Raw genomic sequence first — 17,110 nt, 5'->3', positions numbered from 1 at the left:
CCCCCTTAGTTGGTACCGGTTCCTAACATGGAGCCGATCTTCGTATTAGCAGAGCTGCCCTGCGTCTGAATCTGCTTGCTCGTTCCTGTCGTATCGTTAGCAATAATGTTATTAAACAGAATGATTACGACAACAAGCAGCATAACCGTCATCAGAATATTACGCATCTTGATTCACCTCCTTCACAGCATTTTCTTTCCCAGAGACAGCTGCTCTGTTAAGCAAGTTAACCTAAAGACTCAAACAGCTTGCGCCCTTCCTGCACCCACGGATAAATAAAAATCTGGAACGTATACAGAATCGGGATTCCCGCGATGATGAACAGGAAGTAGGAGGTAGACTCTTTGCGGCTTTCTTTCGCCAGTTCCAGCTTCTCCTTATAATCCTGGATCCGTTCTCGCAGAAGTCTGTAATATTCCGGGCTCTCGTGAAGACGCAGGGAATCGATTGTCTCCACGAAGCTCATTCCATCATCGGTGCCGATCCTGAGCTTGAACCGTCTTAGCGCCTGCTCGGCGTCGTGGTACCATTCGGCAAGCAGTCGTTCAAGATCCCCGCGCAGCGTGCGGGTAAACGGAATGCACCGAGTCAGCTTCGTATGAATATGCAGCGCCGATTCCGACAAATACAGCAGCTGGTTGCTCATGAAGTAGATTTCCTTCGTAATCCGCTGGGCTCGCATCCGCCTGAAGGAACGCAGCCATGGCAAATCCCAGTACAAGAGCACAAAAGCTGATAGAACAAACGTGTAGCAAAGCCATGCCCCTTGTTGAATGGATAACCCTGCGTATATGGCAGCGACAGCCGGCAGCACGATAAGCAATATTCTTCTTGCCGCCGAATACCATGCCGCATCCGCCGTCACCCCGCAGCCCGCAAGAAGTGCGGCACGTTCTACGAAGGAATCGCTTTCCCTCGACAGCCGGAGCAGCTTCAGCCATTTATCCGGCAGCTCGTTCGTCCGCCAGTTCAAGGCATCCAGATGGAACCATCTAGGCCGCCTTCGGGGCATTGATTGAAAAATCATATAAACCGCGAGGAAGCCAAACAGAAACTCCCCGGCAACTATGAGCACGCGCAGCAGCGATTCCATAGACTGCACAGCCTCCTTCTACATCTTTTTACGCGACAGCCATAACCCCATCAGGAAAGAAGCAAAGATCAGAACAATCGCGTTAAGCAGCATGTCTCTGCCCTGCGGATCAATCAGGTAATAATAATAGGAGTTCTCCCGGTTGTAACGAACATTAATTCCGATATAAAAAGCAAGAAACAGAATGGGGGTAAAGTTGGCAATCCGGATCTCCAGCAGTTTATTACGCTCCTGCTCATTGGCCCTGCGCGCTTTTCGCATATCGGCAATGAGCTCCTTCAGGCTGTCCGCAATCGGAGAGCCTTCCGCTAATGCCACCCGCATAATATTTACGAAATAATCGCCCCAGACATGTCCTAGCGCAGCCGAGAAAATACGCAGGCTCGCCTCATCGTCCCCACGAACCGACAGGTTCCGGTACAACTGTTCGAACACCGACTGCATTGGCCCGAGCAGCCGCCGCTCCTCCACTGTCCGTTGCAGCGCGCTGCGCACCTGCCTTCCTCCCGTCACCAGATAACATTGATAGAACAGTTCTATCGCCGGCAAGAAATCCATCTGCAGCTGCATTTGCCTTTGGATAAGCATCGCCCGCAATATTGTGTAAGGCAGGCAGCCTACGACCGCCCCAAATAGCAACGTTCCCTTAATGCTCTGAAAGAAAAACCCGCCGACAGCAACTCCAGCAAGCAAAAGCAGGAATGATCCGAGCATGAGGCCGGATGGCTTCAGCTTAAGCTGGAGCGTCTCCAGAAGCTCGGATATATGGCGGTATATCCGTTCGAAGCGTTTCAGCCTTTCTGTCAGCCGGTAGCTTAGACGGTTCCTTGCTTGATAACTCAATCTGTCTCTTCGTTCCTGATGATTAGTCCAGGCAAACAGCAAGCTGGACAAGGAAATGAACCACAAGCTGAAGAGAAGCAAAGCCGCAGCCGCAATAGACAGCTTAATCATTTCCGCCATCTCCTCTTCTAAGTCGTGCCGCCGCTTTAGAAGAAGGCTCCTGCGGGTAGACCCATTGCCCGCTGGCCTCATCAAATCTTGCCCAATCCCGGACTATAACTTCGTTATTATCCCAGACAAGCTCGCCGATCCGGGCTAAAATCCGCCTGCCGTTCATATAACGCATCTCAATGCCGATTTGAGTGACGTACTCGGCGATCCTTTTCGTCAAGCGCTCCGGGTTCATCCCCCGACCATCCAGCATGCACATATCCGCAATTGCTTCGGGCACATCCTCCAAGGTATTGGCATGCACCGTAGTCATGCTGCCGGAATGCCCCCTCGTACATGCCCTTACGTAAATATTGGCGTCCATATCGCGGATCTCGGCATGCACGATACGCTGCGGGGACTGACGAAGAGCCAGCTTAAACGCCTGCTCCGCCCGATGCTGCGGATCATCCTCGTCGGCCTCATATTCAACCGTATTCTTCCGAGGGAAATCCCGGCCAAGCATCATCTCGAAGCGCCCTTCGATCGTAACGATCCTCTCATCATCGGGCAGCTCTGCGATCAAAGCCTTCATGAGATGCGTCTTGCCGGAGTTGGTCGGGCCGATAATGACCAGATTAAACCGCGCGTTAAGCACATTCAGAAGCATATCCTTCATAAGCGGACTTAACGTTTGATAAGGAGCCGAGCATAAAGCTTCAAGACTAAAGCTCCTCACGGTAAAAAAACGGATCGTAAGCGTTGGCTTGGAAGTAAACCCAAAGCCGGTCATGGTTACGCGCGAGCCGTCCCGCAGCATAACCTCGGCCCAGCGCTTCCGCGGATTAATCCGGTCATTGTTGTAGAGCACGAGGTTCTGCTGGATTCTCTCCACATCCCGCTCATGGTCGAATCGGTAGGATGAGAGCTTCGCTTGTCCGTCTCTGACTTCATAGATCTGCGAGCCTACAACCTGAATCTCTTCGAGCCCTTCCTTTCTCGCCAGCACAAGCTCGAGTACATTTAGTCCGATCACTTCGGCAAACAAGGCTTCGGCAAGGGTAGCGTACGGATGCTTGTAACCATCCAGGTGATGAATGCGGAGCCGGATCAGCCGATCGGCAATAATCGCGAGCACCTGCTCCCGCTCTGATGCAAAGCCAAGCACAGCCCGGTTCAAGGTCTCGCTGTATTGCCGCCGCTCTTCCTCCGTCAGCCCCCTCGGGGCAGCCAGATAAGATCTGATCTCGTCTGCCAGCCGCCCGAAATCCGCCCCCCGTCCCGCCGGTTCTCCGCGGTCTAGCGGATCATCAGCGGCAGACTGGTCCAGCCTAAGCCGCGCAGAGTAATCCGATGGAGAAAATTTACCCGTACTCGTGCTCAAGAGCTTACCCCGTTACGATGAGCGAGCAGCTTTCGATACCAAGGCTGGACGGCAAGCGTTGGCGTTACCCTGCGTATATGATGGCGGTCCATCAACTGGTCTGCACTCTCCTGCATCGCAAGCTTGCCCGCAGGATCTTCCTTCAGCCACTGGCCGTAATGACCGCTGTCCAGCTGTGCATAAAAGTGATGTCCAAACCGTAATTCTCCAAGTTTCGTTGTACCCATCTCTTTGCAAATGTCCTTCATGCGATATCCTCCTGTGCTCCATGGCGAGTAAATGACAACGGTGTCGTATTGTTCCGTTGATAATCCAAACAGCGGCGATACTTGCGTAATCCAGCGCTTTCCGTCTTCCTGAAAATGGGACAAGGCATCCGTGGTCACGATAACACGCGTATCCGCCTCCCGCATGGCGCATATCGTAGCCGCATTATCCCAATAAGCCCCTACATCGATAACAACTATGGAGAACGTCTGTCCGGCGACCCGGAGCAAATGCTCCATCTCCTCCGGCGAGTAAAACTCCGCCTGGTCTCTCAGCATGTTGCCGAACAAAACATGCAGATTCGGCATTCCTCTGACCGGCTGAACCGCCCGCATCAGCTTATCAGGCGTTAAAGACCCGGATTTCAGCTCCGGTCTCAGCTTGTCCAGCGTCACTGCCGGCTCGGCGATGCCCAAATACCGGTGCAGCTTCGCGCTCTTCAAATGCAGGCATAAATAGCCAACCTGTCTCCCGCTTCCTTCCGCTATCCGAAAGGCTGCGGCAAAAGCGGCAGCGGTAGTGCCAATATTCGGCGTCGTTCCAACAAAGGTGATTAGCGGTGCCGATGTAGCATTCACGAAGGATCCTCCTCTTCCAGCTGCAGCGATTCCGGACTGTAGGCGATCACCAGCTTATGGAGGCCGTCCTTGCAATAACTGTCAATCTGCAGCCATTGCGACTCCGTCAGATTCAAATTAATATATTCAATCATGCCGTTCGCATCCCGCCGCGAGGCATACATCCGTTCCTTGTCCCCCTCCGCGAGTGACAGCAGATTGGGATCCTTCATGTTGTCAATCTCCACGTTGCTCGAAGATTTGACCGAGGCTACCGTTACCAGCGAATCAAACATCCGTTTCGACGGTTCGTTCTCACCCGATAAATACACGGAAACTTTATCGCCTGCGCGGATGCCGTTGGAGATTGAACGAACATAATCGCGCGGAATTTGAAAGGTTGATTCCGTACCAGCCGGCAGCAGATGGTACAAATCGATCTTCCAGCCAAGAATCGGCTCATTGGTCCCAAGCGGAATAACCGTCTCCATGCCTACCGCCTGCCTTGCATCAACGAGCATTTCCTTCTCATAGCCTTCACGCGGAATCCGCTTATAGGCGATATCCGCTTCCGTCAACTGCCTGCCCGCTTCAATAAACTGCTTGGCCACGATAACCTCTACCGTTTCTTCTCTGGTAACCTGCAGCTTCTGCAGCTGGAACAAGCCATAAACCAAGAGCCCTGACAACAAAGCGGCGAGCAAGCCAATTCCCGCATTTCTCCTTCTGTTCATCTTCTCTCCCCTCCGCGTCCACCGGCGAAAAAAAAAAGAACGCAGCAGTAGCCTTATTAAGGCTGATCTGCTTGCGTTCTTCGCTAAGCCGTGCACGTATATGTATTTAACAACTAATTGACCATATAATAGCAAAATTATTAAATAGTTGTCTATAGATTTTTTCATTTTCTAAGATGAAATAGGTTTTTCTTATTAACAGTGCTCAGAATTCTCCGGATTGAAACGTGCAACTCCAAGAATGGCGATAGCGCCGTTTCACCTTGAATAATCCTGTTATTCTGTATCATGCGACGCTGCTCTGCAAAAAAACAAGGACAGCACAATGCTGTCCTTGTTCCATACTGGCTTAAAAATCAATTAATCCAACGCTAATCAGCAGAGCATCGTCCACTTTACGCATCGTTTCATCGTCCAGGTGGGTGATCTTGTCGGTTAGACGCTGCTTGTCAATCGTCCGAATCTGCTCAAGCAGCACGACGGAGTCTCTGTCGAAGCCGTGCGACGCCGCTTCCATCTCAACGTGCGTAGGCAATTTGGCTTTCTGGATTTGCGCCGTAATGGCCGCGACTATGACCGTCGGACTGAAGCGGTTGCCAATATCATTCTGAATGACAAGTACTGGTCTTACCCCGCCCTGTTCCGATCCGACGACCGGTGACAAATCCGCAAAAAACACATCTCCGCGTTTTACGATCAACCTCTACACCCCGCTTACGAGACGGCCTAACGTATGATCGGCTTCTTCCTCCGCTTGAAAAGCTTCGGAGGCCATGTTCAAGTTGATCTTCGCCATTTCCAGATACCCACGCTGCATGGACTCACGGATCTGCCGTTTTTTTCGTTCCACAAGATACAGCTTCATGGCCTGCCGAATAAACTCGCTGCGGTTGGAATTTTCCTTGGCGACGATGCCGTCGACCTCCTCCAGCAATTGATCCGGCAAACTGATCATGATCCTCTTGGTGTTCTGCATATTGGCCACCGAACTAGCACCCCCAAAACTTTTCCAAAACCATTAATATTCATTATTACAAAAATACGCTGCCACTATACTTCATCATATCTATGTTCCGCGTATATCAATTATGCTGCATGATGAATGGTACCCCGGAGCATATACAAATTGCTTTAACATATTCGCGGTCGACAGCAAAAATCCTCTATTTTTCGCGAATAGTCGCAATTAGCAATTAATTCCTACCCTAAAACGAGCGGATTCGATACCGCTGTCACCTGTCCGTCTCTTACATAGACGCGAGGCACGCGGGCCGCAATCATACAGGTTACTTCATAGTTGATCGTTCCCAGGAGGGAAGCGAGATCCTCCGCCGTTACTTCCTCCTCGCCTTGCCGTCCGATCAGCACGACTTCTTCACCCGGCTCAACGGCTGTATCCCCCGCCGCGCCGTCCAAAGCAATCATGCATTGATCCATGCAGATCGTACCAAGTACAGGCACCTTTACTCCCCGCACGAGCACTTGAGCACTGCCATTCACGTTCAGCATCCGGCTGAACCCGTCGGCATAACCGATTGGCAGCGTGCCAATCCGTTCCTCCCGTTTGGTTACATACCGGGTACCGTAGCTGATTCCCCAGCCCGGAGGCGCATCCTTCACCATGACGACTTCCGTCTTGAGCGACAGTACCGGATCAAGCTTGATCCCGTCGCGGTTAACTTCACCCGAAGGATATAAGCCGTACATGCTGATGCCAAGCCGTACCATATCGCCGCCGTATTCCGGCGTATCAATCCCCGCCGCACTGTTGGCGGCATGAATAAGGCGGATCGGCAGATCCTGGCCCCGGACATGTTCGGCGACGGCGCGAAAACGTTCGTACTGCTGCCGGGTATAGCTTTTGTCCGCTTCGTCGGCTCTGGCATAGTGAGTGAATAAGCCTTCTACCTCCAGCTGAGGAAGATCGAGCGCTTTGTCGATAAAAGCAATGGCTTCATCCGTGCCAATAATGCCAAGACGCCCCATTCCGGAGTCAACCTTAATATGAACTTTAAGCTTCTTGCCATCCGCTTGATCCGGAAGAGCGGCAGCGGCTTCCAGAACATCCTCGCGGAACAACGCGATTGTAATATCCTTGTCGCGGGCAATCGAAAGCGCTTCTGGCGGCACAAACCCAAGTACCAGAATCGGCGTTGCAATTCCCGCATGGCGAAGCTGCAGCGCTTCATCCAGAAAAGCTACGCCCAAATAATCAACGCCGAACCGCTCTGCCTCGCGGGCGATTTCCACAGCGCCATGCCCGTAAGCGTTCGCCTTGACCGAAGCCATTAACAGACGCCCTTCCGGCATGGCGCTGCGGAACGCGCGCAGGTTCCGGTTCAGCGCATCAAGCGAAATTTCTACCCGTGTCGGGCGATAATACGATTCCAAGTCGGTTCACCTTCTCCTCATTCGGCAGCCGAGCAATCCCGAGCAACTTTAAACATCAATAGAAATAATGTTAAACGCTGTCGCTTGGACTGTCAATGAAATGGCGGCCGTAATCGGATAGCACGTCTTGGAAAAAATCTTATGCCCTGCTGTTTTTTGTGTCTTTTATTTCGTTGTATCCACTTGAACGGATTGTGCGATTCTGATCATTTCCGTCTCAGGAAGCGTGCTGCTCGTCAGACGAAGCTGATTGCCATCCACGATCCAGGTCAGCGTCTTCTGGTCGTCTCCGCCTGACAGCTCGCCAATCGTAAATCCGAGATCAAGGAAGGTTCCGCCTGTGTACGTAGCCGCCATATCCTTCGGTTGTGTCTGAATAATCGAGAAATCATAAGAACCGGTATAGCGGGATACAACACCCGGCAGGCCGCCGAATACGATGTCCATGCTGTCTTTCAAGACAACGCCGTCCGGAAGTTCAGTTGGCACCATGACTTGAAGCTCGCTTGCCGCATCTGCCTCCGGATTAGCGGTTGTGTCGTCGGCATCCTCTTCATCTTCCGCAGCCGCGTTCTTATCATCATCTTTTGTTGCTTGATCATCCGTTTTGCCGTCTGTTTTGCTGTCATCTTGCGTTTCTGCCGATTTGTCCGGCGTTACGGCATCCTTGCTCTCTTCCGAGCCTGCATTTGTGCTTCCGTTCACATCCGTTTGATCTTGGTCGGGATCCGCGAGTGTCGGCTGATCGCCGGTGCCGCCGCTCGAAGGCGAGGACTTCATGTTTGCTTCCGTCTCAAACGTTGTTTTCTCAAAGCTTGGACCAAACTCGAAGCTCGTAAAGTCTACTTGCACCATCACGGAAGCATTTGCATCACTTACTTGGACTTGAACCGGCTTGTAGTCCGATTTGTTCAGCCAAATTTTTTGTCTGGCGAGCGTGCCGTTATTATAGTTAGCCATCACATCAAAGACGTAGGATTTATCATCAACCGCGAACTGACGCGAGTTATCTGTCAGAATGCTTTGAATCAGCGTTTGATAGAGGTATACCTGCCCTTGATTTTGCGGCCAATCGCTTTGGAATCGGAACACTTTGTTCAGACGCGGCGTAAGGACAAACACGCCGTCATCGTTGCGCAGAACAATTTGTGTTATATCCTTCTCCGCATTCGTCAATTTAATGCGGTAATAATGGGGCTTCTGGTAAGAAACATCTACGTTGTACGTTAATTCCTGCTGACCGGTGTTAAGCTTCATCGTACCTGTCCCCTGGTAGCTCTCCATGTTGCTTACCACTTTGTCGAGATCCTTGACAACGGACTCGGCGTCCTTCTTCCCGCATGCGCTAAGTACGAGTGAAAATACTAACAAGATTGCCGCTGCCCATGTCATGCGACGCATTACAATCATCCCCTCTTCACAATGTTTTTCCAACTGGTAACATGTCTATGAGGGAACTTGGACAATTATGCGGACTAGTTTGACAAGCTGGGGCTTGTTTCAAAAATTCAATTCAAAAAAGCTGCCCCGCAAGGCTAATGAGCCCTGCAGAGCAGCTTAATTGCGTTTTATTTGGCAGCAAGAAACTTCATGATGACCGTAATCGCTTCTGCTCTGGTTGCCGTTCCATCCGGCACGAAACGATTGTTCAAACGGCCTTGGACAATGCCTTTGTCCGCCACCGCTTTAACCGCGCCTTTTGCCCATGCGGGAATGTCCGCGTCGTCGGCGAAGCTGGTCACGGCATCTTCCGCCGTTGTCAGCTTAAGAGCCTTGGCGATCATGACAACCATCTCGGCGCGGCTGATCTTATTACCCGGCTTAAACGTTCCGTCCGGATAGCCGCCCGCAATCCCTGCGCTAACCGCCTGCGCAACCGCGGCTTTCGCCCATGAACCGATGGAGGCGTTATCCTTGAAGGTCAGATCCGCTCCCGACTGTTCCGATTTGAGCGCGCGCATCAGCATGGCAATAAACTCTTCCCGGGTTACGGTGAGCTCCGGCTTAAAGGTTCCGTCGCCGTAGCCGTTCACGATGCCGGCAGATACCGCGCTCTTAATCGAATCCGCTGCCCAGTGACCTGCAATATCGGAGAAATCCGGTACGGCAGGAGCGCTATTAACAGCAAATACGGCAAACTTCGTGAAATGATCGGTTGTTACGGAAATCGTGCTTCCGCTCACTGTACCTCCCATCTCTATCCATTGTTTCTTCGTTTCATCATAATAGAAGACCGAAGCTTTCTTGCCTTCCTTAACCAGCGAGGGATCAAACTTGAAGGTCAAGGTTACCGGAACAAGGAAGTTGCCTGCTTTATTCTTCAGTACTTCAAAAATCGAGGACAGAAGCACATCGTCTGCGTCAATCAGTCCGCCTGTCTGCGTAAGCTTCTGAACCGTGATGATAAGCTGCTCGCTGGTTGCCCCGCTTGGCACCTTTACGGTAATGCTGTTGTCATAGACACTCAGCTCCCCTGAGCCGCCCGACGGAACGGTAAGTTCGTTGCTATTTGGAGGCGTGACGGTTCCTCCGCCCGATCCCGAACCCGATGAACTCGTCTTGAAGGTGCCTGTCAAACCAACGCTCTCATTCCCCTTCTCGTCAAAGGCTTTGACCGTAAAGGTGTACGGCGTATTCGAAGCAAGTCCCTTTGCGGTATAGCTGCTGACCGATGCTTCAACCTTCGCAATCGGCGCCTCTTCCGAACCTTTGTAGATGGCGTAACCTGCAACGCTCGCAGGTTCTGTTGCCTGCGGCCAGATCAAATGAATGCTGTCCGCCGTTTGAGCATCCGAGGTAAGCTCGGCATTCGCCGGCCATGCCGGAGGAGCTGCTTCGTCAATGACAATATCCTGCGTGCCAACGGTCTCGAACCAGTTCTTGATCGTATTGTAATCATTCGAGAACGCGAGGGACAGGAGCAGCATAACGCGGGCATGCTGAGGGTTCAGGTTATCCCCGGCAATAACCCCGTTGCTGCTGCCGCTCATCGTTCCGGAGCCTGTCCTTGTCGTTGTAACAAAGATAACTCCCTTCTGAATAGCTGCGCTGCGGGCCTGGCTCATCTTCGAAGAAATGCCCCCCGCTCCCGTTCCTGCAGTGACGATTCCTTTTGCACCGTCCTCAACCAAAGCCCGGATGGCTCCGCCGCCTGCCTCCTGATAGCTGTAGGCGATCTCTACAATCGGCAGATCATCTTTGGAAATGGTCCGCAGATCAAACGGAGTTGACCATTCCGGTGTACCGGCTTTCATCGCTCTGGCATTCAACCGGTACATCCGTACTGCCGGATCATCGACATAACCAAGCGCTCCAAACATCGGCGTGTCAAACGTATCCATACGATGGGAATTGGACTTTGTTACTTCACGCGCTGCCTGAATGACATCGTTTAGCATAAGAACCGTTCCATACCATTTGGTCTTGTTGCTGGCTGCCACTTTGATCGCTTGATAAAGATTCGCAGGGCCGTCCGTACCGATGACATCCCAAGGTCTCATCGCGCCGGTTACAACAACCGGCTTCTCGCTGCGCACTGTCAGATCAAGGAAGTAAGCAATTTCTTCCATCGTATCCGTGCCCGTTGTAACAACAACGCCATCATAAACGTCGAGGGCTTGGTCTATTGCGAGCGACAGATCATATAGATCCTTCATGGTATAGCTTCCAGATCCCTTATTGCCAAACTGAAAGGTTGATACGTCGGCATTTTTGTGCGTAGGAAGCTGAGCGACCATATCCGCCATTTTGTACGTGCCGGCCGCATAGTTCTGAAAGTTTGTTTTGTCGCCGCCTGAAGCAGCTCCGGCAATGGTTCCCCCGGTTGCCACAACCATAATATTCGGCAGCGGAGAAGCTTCAGCTTCTGCCGACAACGCCGGTATATTAAAGGTTGGAAGCTGGGGGACCGCGTCTTCTGCCGCCCGGGCATACCCCACAAATCCGGAGAGAAGCGCAAGGATCAGCAGGGGAGACAGAAATCTCCGCAGCATTCGATTATTGCTGATGACAGTCATATCGGATTACCCTCCCTTCGTATTCGGCTTTCTGTTTAATGCGCGCCAACAGGCTCTTGTGTCGCAGGCGCGGATTCAACCGGATCGGCAGAAGGTTCAGCTGAAGGCTGTGCCGAAGGTTCGGCCGTTGGCTCCGCAGAAGCAGGCACCTCTACGATTGGTTCTTCTGCTGCCGCATCTTCCTCAATCGAAGTTGTCAGGACCGTATTCTCGTCCACGGAAATCTCAACGTCACCCGTACCAAACGATTGGAACCAGGAATGAATCGTAGGCAGCTCGCTCGTGAAGGCAAGAGAAAGGAGAAGCAGCATTCGCGCATGCGCCGCATTCAGGTTATCCCCGCCAATTGTGCTGCCCGTACCGCTGTCATACATCGTACCGGAGCCTGTACGCGTCGTTGTGACAAATACAACCCCTTGCTGGATCGCAGCCGAACGTGCTTGGCTCATCTTGGAGGAAATGCCGCCAGCGCCTGTACCCGCAGTAACAATGCCCTTCGCGCCGTCCTCTACAAATCCGCGGATCGCTCCGCCGCCTGCCTCTTGATAGCTGTAGGCAATCTCGACAATCGGGAGGCTGTCCTTGGAGATCGTCTTCAGATCAAACGGTGTTGCCCATTCCTCCGTGCCCGCTTTGATCGCTCTGGCAGGTGCGCGGTAGATACGTACCGCCGGGTCATCTACATAGCCAAGCGCGCCAAACATCGGTGCATCAAACGTATCCAAGCGATGCGCGTTTGTCTTCGTTACCTCACGCGCAGCAAAAATCACATCGTTAAGCATCAGAACCGTACCAAACCATTTTGTTTTGTTGCTGCTTGCCACTTTGATCGCTTGATACAGGTTAGCCGGTGCATCGGTCCCGATAACATCCCAAGGTCTCATCGCCCCCGTTACCACAACCGGTTTTTCACTGCGAACCGTCAGATCGAGGAAATAAGCGATTTCCTCCATCGTATCCGTCCCCGTCGTTACGACTACGCTGTCATAGTCAGCAAGCGCGGTATCCACCGCCAGGGAGAGATCGTATAAATCTTTTATCGAATAGCTGCCTGAGCCCTTATTGCCGAATTGGAAAGTAGATACGTCCGCCGTTTTATGTACGGGCAATTGAGCGACCATATCCGCCATTGTATAAGTGCCTGCCGCATAGTTCTGGAAATTCGTTTTATCGCCGTTTCTTGCTGCCCCCGCAATTGTTCCTCCCGTTGCGATAACAAGAACATTAGGCTTTTCCGAAGCCTCGAATTCAGCCGAAACAGGCGGAATGTTAAACGTAGGAAGCTGTACAGGTTCGGCTGCATTTGCCAGATTTCTCGAAACGACAACACCGACCGTCCCCGCAGCCATCGACAATAATAGAAGTAATACAACAAACCTCTTACCAAACATACCCTTTACATAGTTTGTCATGATTTGCCTTCCTCCCTATTCTATCTATTTGTTTCTAGCACTTATAAGTCTATTTGATGTAACATATATTAACAAACCTTATTTTACCAAGGTTAAGCGCTATCATCTGTATAAATCTAGCATTTCCGTCATTTTTCCTATAGATGCTGGATAATTCAATTGATTTAAATGTTATATAAACTAACATAAAGTTAACAAAACTTGATCGTGTGGTTTTAAAAGGGAGGGGATATGGAAATAACGGAGGATTGTCGAAATTCGCTTCTGAACTTACTTATATTTCTTTAGCGGCCAGAAAAAAAGTGAAACCTAAGTCCTAAACTATCGTATAATTAACTATGGCTTTCCATGCGTAGAGAGGTGTGTGCCATTTTCATGCTCCAAGACATTGTAGACTTCCTAATGAAATTTGGCCCCTGGGGTTTGTTTGTTCATTCTATGATTGATGCAATCATCTTTCCAATACCGGCCTTATTCCTCCAGGTTCCATTAAGCCTAGTAAATCCGTCAGATGCGTTTTTACTGGCTACCGTAGGATATATCGGTTGTTTGATAGGCACCCCGATCGGCTACTTAATTGGCAAATTCCTCGGCAACTCTATCCTGTACAAGATTCTTAAGAAGGAATGGATCGAGGCTGCTACAAAAATGTTCACGAAGAATGGGGACACCGCTGTACTGATCGGTTCCTTTACCCCTATTCCGTTCAAAGTATTCACCATCTTGTCCGGCGCACTAAACTTTCCGCTCTGGCGCCTTATCATGTATGCGGCAGTAGGCCGCGCAGCTAAGTTCTATCTGGTTGGCGCACTTATCTACTTCTACGGCCAGGCGGCCGAAAAGATGGTCCACAACGCATCGATGTATTTGTTCGCCATCGCGGTTCCGTTAATCGTCTTATTCTTGTTCTTCCGGAAAAGACACCGCAAGAAAAAAGCCGCTAAAGCAGTCGCGGCGGCGGAAGCGGCAGCATCCAGCGCAACGGCGGAAGCGGTTCAGGAGCAGCCTGCGGTTGCTGCAGCATCGGAAGAATCATCGACTACAGCCGCAACTTCGACGGATACCCCCATTACCACAACAACTCCCGTAAGCCACACATAAACGGAGATACCAAAAGCCCCTTCCCGATCGGGAAGGGGCTTTTACTTATGATTATTGGCCAAACTGCGCAATCTTCACAAGGTTTGTCGCGCCGGCTTTACCTGTAGGGGTACCCGCTGTAATAACAACGTAGTCTCCCTTCTCCAGAAGTCCCGTGCTGCCGCCGTTTGTTAACGCCGATTCAAAAATATCGTCCGTCGAATTAGGTCTGCCGCCTTTAACCGGGATTACTCCCCACATGATTGCCAGGCGCGGAAGAACCTTCTCATCCGAAGCGACTGCAATAATCGGCGATTTCGGACGGTATTTCGATACCATGCGAGCCGTAAAGCCGCTCTCTGTCGGAGTCACGATCGCTTTCGCGTTCAGCTCAAGAGACGAGCTTACAACCGCTTGGCTGATTACTTCCGTAATTGTTGTTGGCTGTGCGCCTCTGCGTTGTTGGAATTCATCGAAGTAATCCAGCATCGATTCGGCCTTCACCGCAATGGAAGCCATCATGCTGACCGACTGCACCGGATATTTGCCGGCAGCCGTCTCGCCGGAGAGCATAATAGCATCCGTTCCTTGGAGAACGGCGTTCGCCACGTCACTGACTTCCGCACGGGACGGACGAGGGTTGATCTGCATCGAATCGAGCATTTGCGTTGCCACAACAACCACTTTGCCTGCCGTGTTACATTTGGAGATCATCTCGCGCTGAATCATCGGCACATCCCAAGCCGGCACTTCCACGCCAAGGTCGCCGCGGGCAACCATGATGCCGTCAGATGCTTCAATGATGGAATCGAGGTTATTAACGCCCTCTTCATTCTCGATCTTGGAGATGATTTGGATATGCCCTGCGCCACTCTCGTGAAGCAGCTCGCGAATTTGCAAAATATCTTCCGCTCTTCTCACAAAGGAAGGCGCGATAATATCAATCTTCTGCTCGATACCAAAGAGGATATGGCGGATATCACGATCCGTTACGCCGGGGAGAGTCGTGCGGATACCCGGCAGGTTAACGCCTTTTCTTGCTTTAATTACGCCGCCGTTCAGGATCACGCACTCGATTTCCGTGCCTTTTACTGCCGTAACTTCCATTTCAATCAAGCCGTCGTCGAGCAAAATTTTATTCCCAGGGTTGACTACCTGAGGCAGCTCCGCGTAGTTCACGTGAATACGCTCGCCGTTACCGATGATCTCTTCCGTCGTCAGAGTCAGCGTCTCCCCAACCTTCAGCAGGTAAGAAGCTTCCTCCAGCTTGCCGATCCGAACCTCCGGACCTTTAATATCAAGCAAGATCGCGACTACACTGTTCGTCGCTGCCGCAGCTTCACGAATACGCGCAATACGTGCCGCATGATCCTCCAGCTCTCCGTGTGCCATATTCAAACGGGCAACGTTCATTCCCGCGTTAATCATGTCAATTAATACTTCTGTCGATTCGCATGATGGTCCCATGGTGCAAACAATTTTTGTCTTGCGCATAATGTGTCTGATTCCTCCTGATTGTACAAGTCTGATTGCGTTTGTGGTAAACAAGAATAATCTTATTGTAGCTCGTTTCTTCCCAATCGACTATGAATTATAGTACTCTTATAGAAACATAGTACGGTTATTTTTGGAGGAGATAGGAAACCATGCTTGGACTTGTAGAAGTAAAACAGCACCGGGGAACCGACTGGTTTGACAACGGCAATCGCCCCGAAGGCGCGTCTACGCTCGTATTGGCCAGCTACGGCAAAGTCGTGTACTGGATCGAAAACGAGAAAATCATTTTGGAGAAAGGCGATTTGTTATACATCCCGGCCTGCCAGTCCTATTATGGCAAATGCGTGCCAACCGTCTTCCATGAGAAGTACGTCATTGAGTTCACGGCTGTCAGTCCTCCGCTCCCGCTTCTGCAAAACAATCATTGGGTGAAATCGAAAACCGGGGCCTATGAACGGATCCTAGAAAGAATTAAAACCATGCACAACGAATGGACGGAAAAACATCTGTACGCCAACGTCCTTGGCCTTGCCATTCTGTATGAATGCCTCGCCCTCTGGAACCGGGAGCTCGATGAAGGTCCGGTCACCTCCGCAGCCCATCAGCAGGTGGAACGGATGAAGAACTATATCATGAACTACTATCAGCAGAAGATTACGAAGGAGGAGCTTGGCGAGCATATCCACAAAAGCCCGAATTACGCCGCTACTCTATTCCGCCGGGTAACCGGACAGACGATCAGCGATTATGTGCATAAGGCCAGGGTAAAAAAAGCGATTTACCTGCTGGTTGATTCCACGCTTACCGTAGGAGAAATCTCCGAATCCGTCGGCTACCGCGATCTGTCCTACTTCCAGCGCATCTTCAAACGCGAGACCGGCAAAACACCAACCGCCTACATGAAAGACCGGCCAAACCCCATTCCATAATCCCTCACGGGGCAACCGCGGAAAATCGAGCGCGACCGCAACCTTCGGGTCCGATTTCCGTTTATGAGGATAAGATAACTTCCATCTGAGTTTATCTCTGAAGGACCTGTGGTAAAAGAGACTAATCAAGACTAATTAAGCGTCATGAAACGGAGTGAGGCTCATGTGGCGTCTATTAAGTATGCTGGCCGTGATGCTGGTGCTTGGCGGATGTTTTGGTCTCGGAGGGAATGGAAATTCGTTATCGCCGATGCCTTCAGCCACTCCAACAGCCGAGCCTTCGGTTGAACCATCACCAACTCCAACTGCTGCTCCTGCGGCGACGGCTGAGGAAGCGGCTGAAGCGATTATGAGCGCCCTGCAACAGAAGGATATGGAGAAGCTGTCCTCCTTTATTCATCCGGAGAAAGGGCTGTTATTTTCCCCTTACGGGCATATCCAAAAGGACACCGCCGTTACGTTTCAAGCAGGTGAACTGCCGGTGCTTGAGGATCCAACGATTTATGAGTGGGGAAGCTTTGACGGCTCGGGCGAGCCGATCAGCCTGACCTTCGGCGACTATTATAAAAAGTTTGTATACGATCAAAACTTTGCGGAGGCTGAAGAGGTCAGCCCTAACAAAGTGCTTGGCCAGGGCAATACGCTGGTCAATATCGAAGAGAGTTACCCCGGCAGCACGTACTTCGACTATTACTTCAGCGGCTTCAACCCCGAATACGGCGGCATGGACTGGGAGAGCCTCATCCTTGTTCTCGAGCAGCATAACGGCGCCTGGTATGCATGCGCCATCGTGCATTCCCAATGGACCATCTAACGA

The 17,110-nt window shown here is 51.4% G+C and carries 16 protein-coding genes; 3 read left to right on the top strand and 13 right to left on the bottom strand.

All coding sequences use genetic code 11. The annotated features are described in order from the left end of the window. Positions 1-5 precede the first annotated feature (5 nt). The 12 genes from M3194_RS27240 to M3194_RS27185 all read right to left on the bottom strand — a co-directional run bounded on the left by M3194_RS27240 (position 6) and on the right by M3194_RS27185 (position 12,787). Positions 6-167: a hypothetical protein gene (locus M3194_RS27240; RefSeq protein ID WP_251657283.1), complete on the bottom strand. Its 162-nt coding sequence runs from the start codon at positions 165-167 to the stop codon at positions 6-8. A gap of 59 nt (positions 168-226) precedes the next feature. Next, positions 227-1,093: a hypothetical protein gene (locus tag M3194_RS27235; protein ID WP_251657282.1), complete on the bottom strand. Its 867-nt coding sequence runs from the start codon at positions 1,091-1,093 to the stop codon at positions 227-229. 18 nt (positions 1,094-1,111) lie between these two features. Beyond that, positions 1,112-2,047: a type II secretion system F family protein gene (locus M3194_RS27230; RefSeq protein ID WP_251657281.1), complete on the bottom strand. Its 936-nt coding sequence runs from the start codon at positions 2,045-2,047 to the stop codon at positions 1,112-1,114. Further along, positions 2,040-3,410 carry an ATPase, T2SS/T4P/T4SS family gene (locus M3194_RS27225; protein ID WP_251657280.1) on the bottom strand — a complete coding sequence of 457 codons (1,371 nt, stop codon included), beginning with the start codon at positions 3,408-3,410 and terminating at the stop codon, positions 2,040-2,042. The genes M3194_RS27230 and M3194_RS27225 overlap by 8 nt, the downstream gene beginning before the upstream one ends. Then, complete coding sequence (locus M3194_RS27220; protein WP_251657279.1) at positions 3,407-4,255, bottom strand: P-loop NTPase family protein; 849 nt, start codon at positions 4,253-4,255, stop codon at positions 3,407-3,409. Before M3194_RS27220 ends, M3194_RS27225 begins: the two co-directional genes overlap by 4 nt. After that, on the bottom strand, positions 4,252-4,968 hold the full coding sequence (locus M3194_RS27215; protein ID WP_251657278.1) for a CpaB family protein: 717 nt from the start codon (positions 4,966-4,968) through the stop codon (positions 4,252-4,254). The genes M3194_RS27220 and M3194_RS27215 overlap by 4 nt, the downstream gene beginning before the upstream one ends. A 349-nt stretch (positions 4,969-5,317) precedes the next feature. Next, entirely contained in the window at positions 5,318-5,668 is a 351-nt protein-coding gene (locus M3194_RS27210; protein ID WP_251657277.1) for a type II toxin-antitoxin system PemK/MazF family toxin, read from the bottom strand. Positions 5,669-5,671: 3 nt separating this feature from the next. Continuing rightward, positions 5,672-5,953 (bottom strand): CopG family ribbon-helix-helix protein, encoded by a 282-nt coding sequence (locus M3194_RS27205; protein ID WP_041613299.1) that lies wholly within the window; start codon positions 5,951-5,953, stop codon positions 5,672-5,674. Positions 5,954-6,168: 215 nt separating this feature from the next. Continuing rightward, complete coding sequence (gene alr / locus M3194_RS27200) at positions 6,169-7,359, bottom strand: alanine racemase (protein WP_251657276.1); 1,191 nt, start codon at positions 7,357-7,359, stop codon at positions 6,169-6,171. Positions 7,360-7,524: 165 nt separating this feature from the next. Next, positions 7,525-8,760, bottom strand: a complete 1,236-nt coding sequence (locus M3194_RS27195) for a LolA family protein (protein ID WP_251657275.1) — start codon at positions 8,758-8,760, stop codon at positions 7,525-7,527. 167 nt (positions 8,761-8,927) lie between these two features. Beyond that, on the bottom strand, positions 8,928-11,375 hold the full coding sequence (locus M3194_RS27190; RefSeq protein WP_251657274.1) for an asparaginase domain-containing protein: 2,448 nt from the start codon (positions 11,373-11,375) through the stop codon (positions 8,928-8,930). Positions 11,376-11,410: 35 nt separating this feature from the next. Further along, entirely contained in the window at positions 11,411-12,787 is a 1,377-nt protein-coding gene (locus M3194_RS27185; RefSeq protein WP_251657273.1) for an asparaginase domain-containing protein, read from the bottom strand. 375 nt (positions 12,788-13,162) lie between these two features. On the opposite strand from M3194_RS27185, the gene M3194_RS27180 reads away from it, so the two are divergent. Next, positions 13,163-13,888: a YqaA family protein gene (locus M3194_RS27180; RefSeq protein ID WP_251657272.1), complete on the top strand. Its 726-nt coding sequence runs from the start codon at positions 13,163-13,165 to the stop codon at positions 13,886-13,888. 51 nt (positions 13,889-13,939) lie between these two features. Here M3194_RS27180 and pyk read toward each other — a convergent pair whose 3' ends face one another. Continuing rightward, positions 13,940-15,361: a pyruvate kinase gene (pyk, locus tag M3194_RS27175; RefSeq protein WP_251657271.1), complete on the bottom strand. Its 1,422-nt coding sequence runs from the start codon at positions 15,359-15,361 to the stop codon at positions 13,940-13,942. A 152-nt stretch (positions 15,362-15,513) separates the two neighbouring features. Between pyk and M3194_RS27170 the strand changes: the two genes are divergently transcribed. After that, positions 15,514-16,293, top strand: coding sequence for an AraC family transcriptional regulator (locus tag M3194_RS27170; RefSeq protein ID WP_251657270.1), 780 nt, complete (start codon positions 15,514-15,516; stop codon positions 16,291-16,293). A gap of 163 nt (positions 16,294-16,456) precedes the next feature. After that, positions 16,457-17,107, top strand: a complete 651-nt coding sequence (locus M3194_RS27165) for a hypothetical protein (protein ID WP_251657269.1) — start codon at positions 16,457-16,459, stop codon at positions 17,105-17,107. Positions 17,108-17,110 lie beyond the last annotated feature (3 nt).

The sequence above is a fragment of the Paenibacillus glycanilyticus genome, from assembly GCF_023715145.1.
Taxonomy (GTDB): domain Bacteria; phylum Bacillota; class Bacilli; order Paenibacillales; family Paenibacillaceae; genus Pristimantibacillus; species Pristimantibacillus glycanilyticus_A.
This window is presented reverse-complemented; position numbering and strand designations above follow the sequence as displayed.

Coding starts and splice junctions, on each gene's coding strand:
- M3194_RS27240 (WP_251657283.1), bottom strand. CDS start 167: ATGCGTAATATTCTGATGACGGTTATGCTGCTTGTTGTCGTAATCATT.
- M3194_RS27235 (WP_251657282.1), bottom strand. CDS start 1,093: ATGGAATCGCTGCTGCGCGTGCTCATAGTTGCCGGGGAGTTTCTGTTT.
- M3194_RS27230 (WP_251657281.1), bottom strand. CDS start 2,047: ATGATTAAGCTGTCTATTGCGGCTGCGGCTTTGCTTCTCTTCAGCTTG.
- M3194_RS27215 (WP_251657278.1), bottom strand. CDS start 4,968: ATGAACAGAAGGAGAAATGCGGGAATTGGCTTGCTCGCCGCTTTGTTG.
- M3194_RS27195 (WP_251657275.1), bottom strand. CDS start 8,760: ATGCGTCGCATGACATGGGCAGCGGCAATCTTGTTAGTATTTTCACTC.
- M3194_RS27190 (WP_251657274.1), bottom strand. CDS start 11,375: ATGACTGTCATCAGCAATAATCGAATGCTGCGGAGATTTCTGTCTCCC.
- M3194_RS27185 (WP_251657273.1), bottom strand. CDS start 12,787: ATGACAAACTATGTAAAGGGTATGTTTGGTAAGAGGTTTGTTGTATTA.
- M3194_RS27180 (WP_251657272.1), top strand. CDS start 13,163: ATGCTCCAAGACATTGTAGACTTCCTAATGAAATTTGGCCCCTGGGGT.
- pyk (WP_251657271.1), bottom strand. CDS start 15,361: ATGCGCAAGACAAAAATTGTTTGCACCATGGGACCATCATGCGAATCG.
- M3194_RS27170 (WP_251657270.1), top strand. CDS start 15,514: ATGCTTGGACTTGTAGAAGTAAAACAGCACCGGGGAACCGACTGGTTT.
- M3194_RS27165 (WP_251657269.1), top strand. CDS start 16,457: ATGTGGCGTCTATTAAGTATGCTGGCCGTGATGCTGGTGCTTGGCGGA.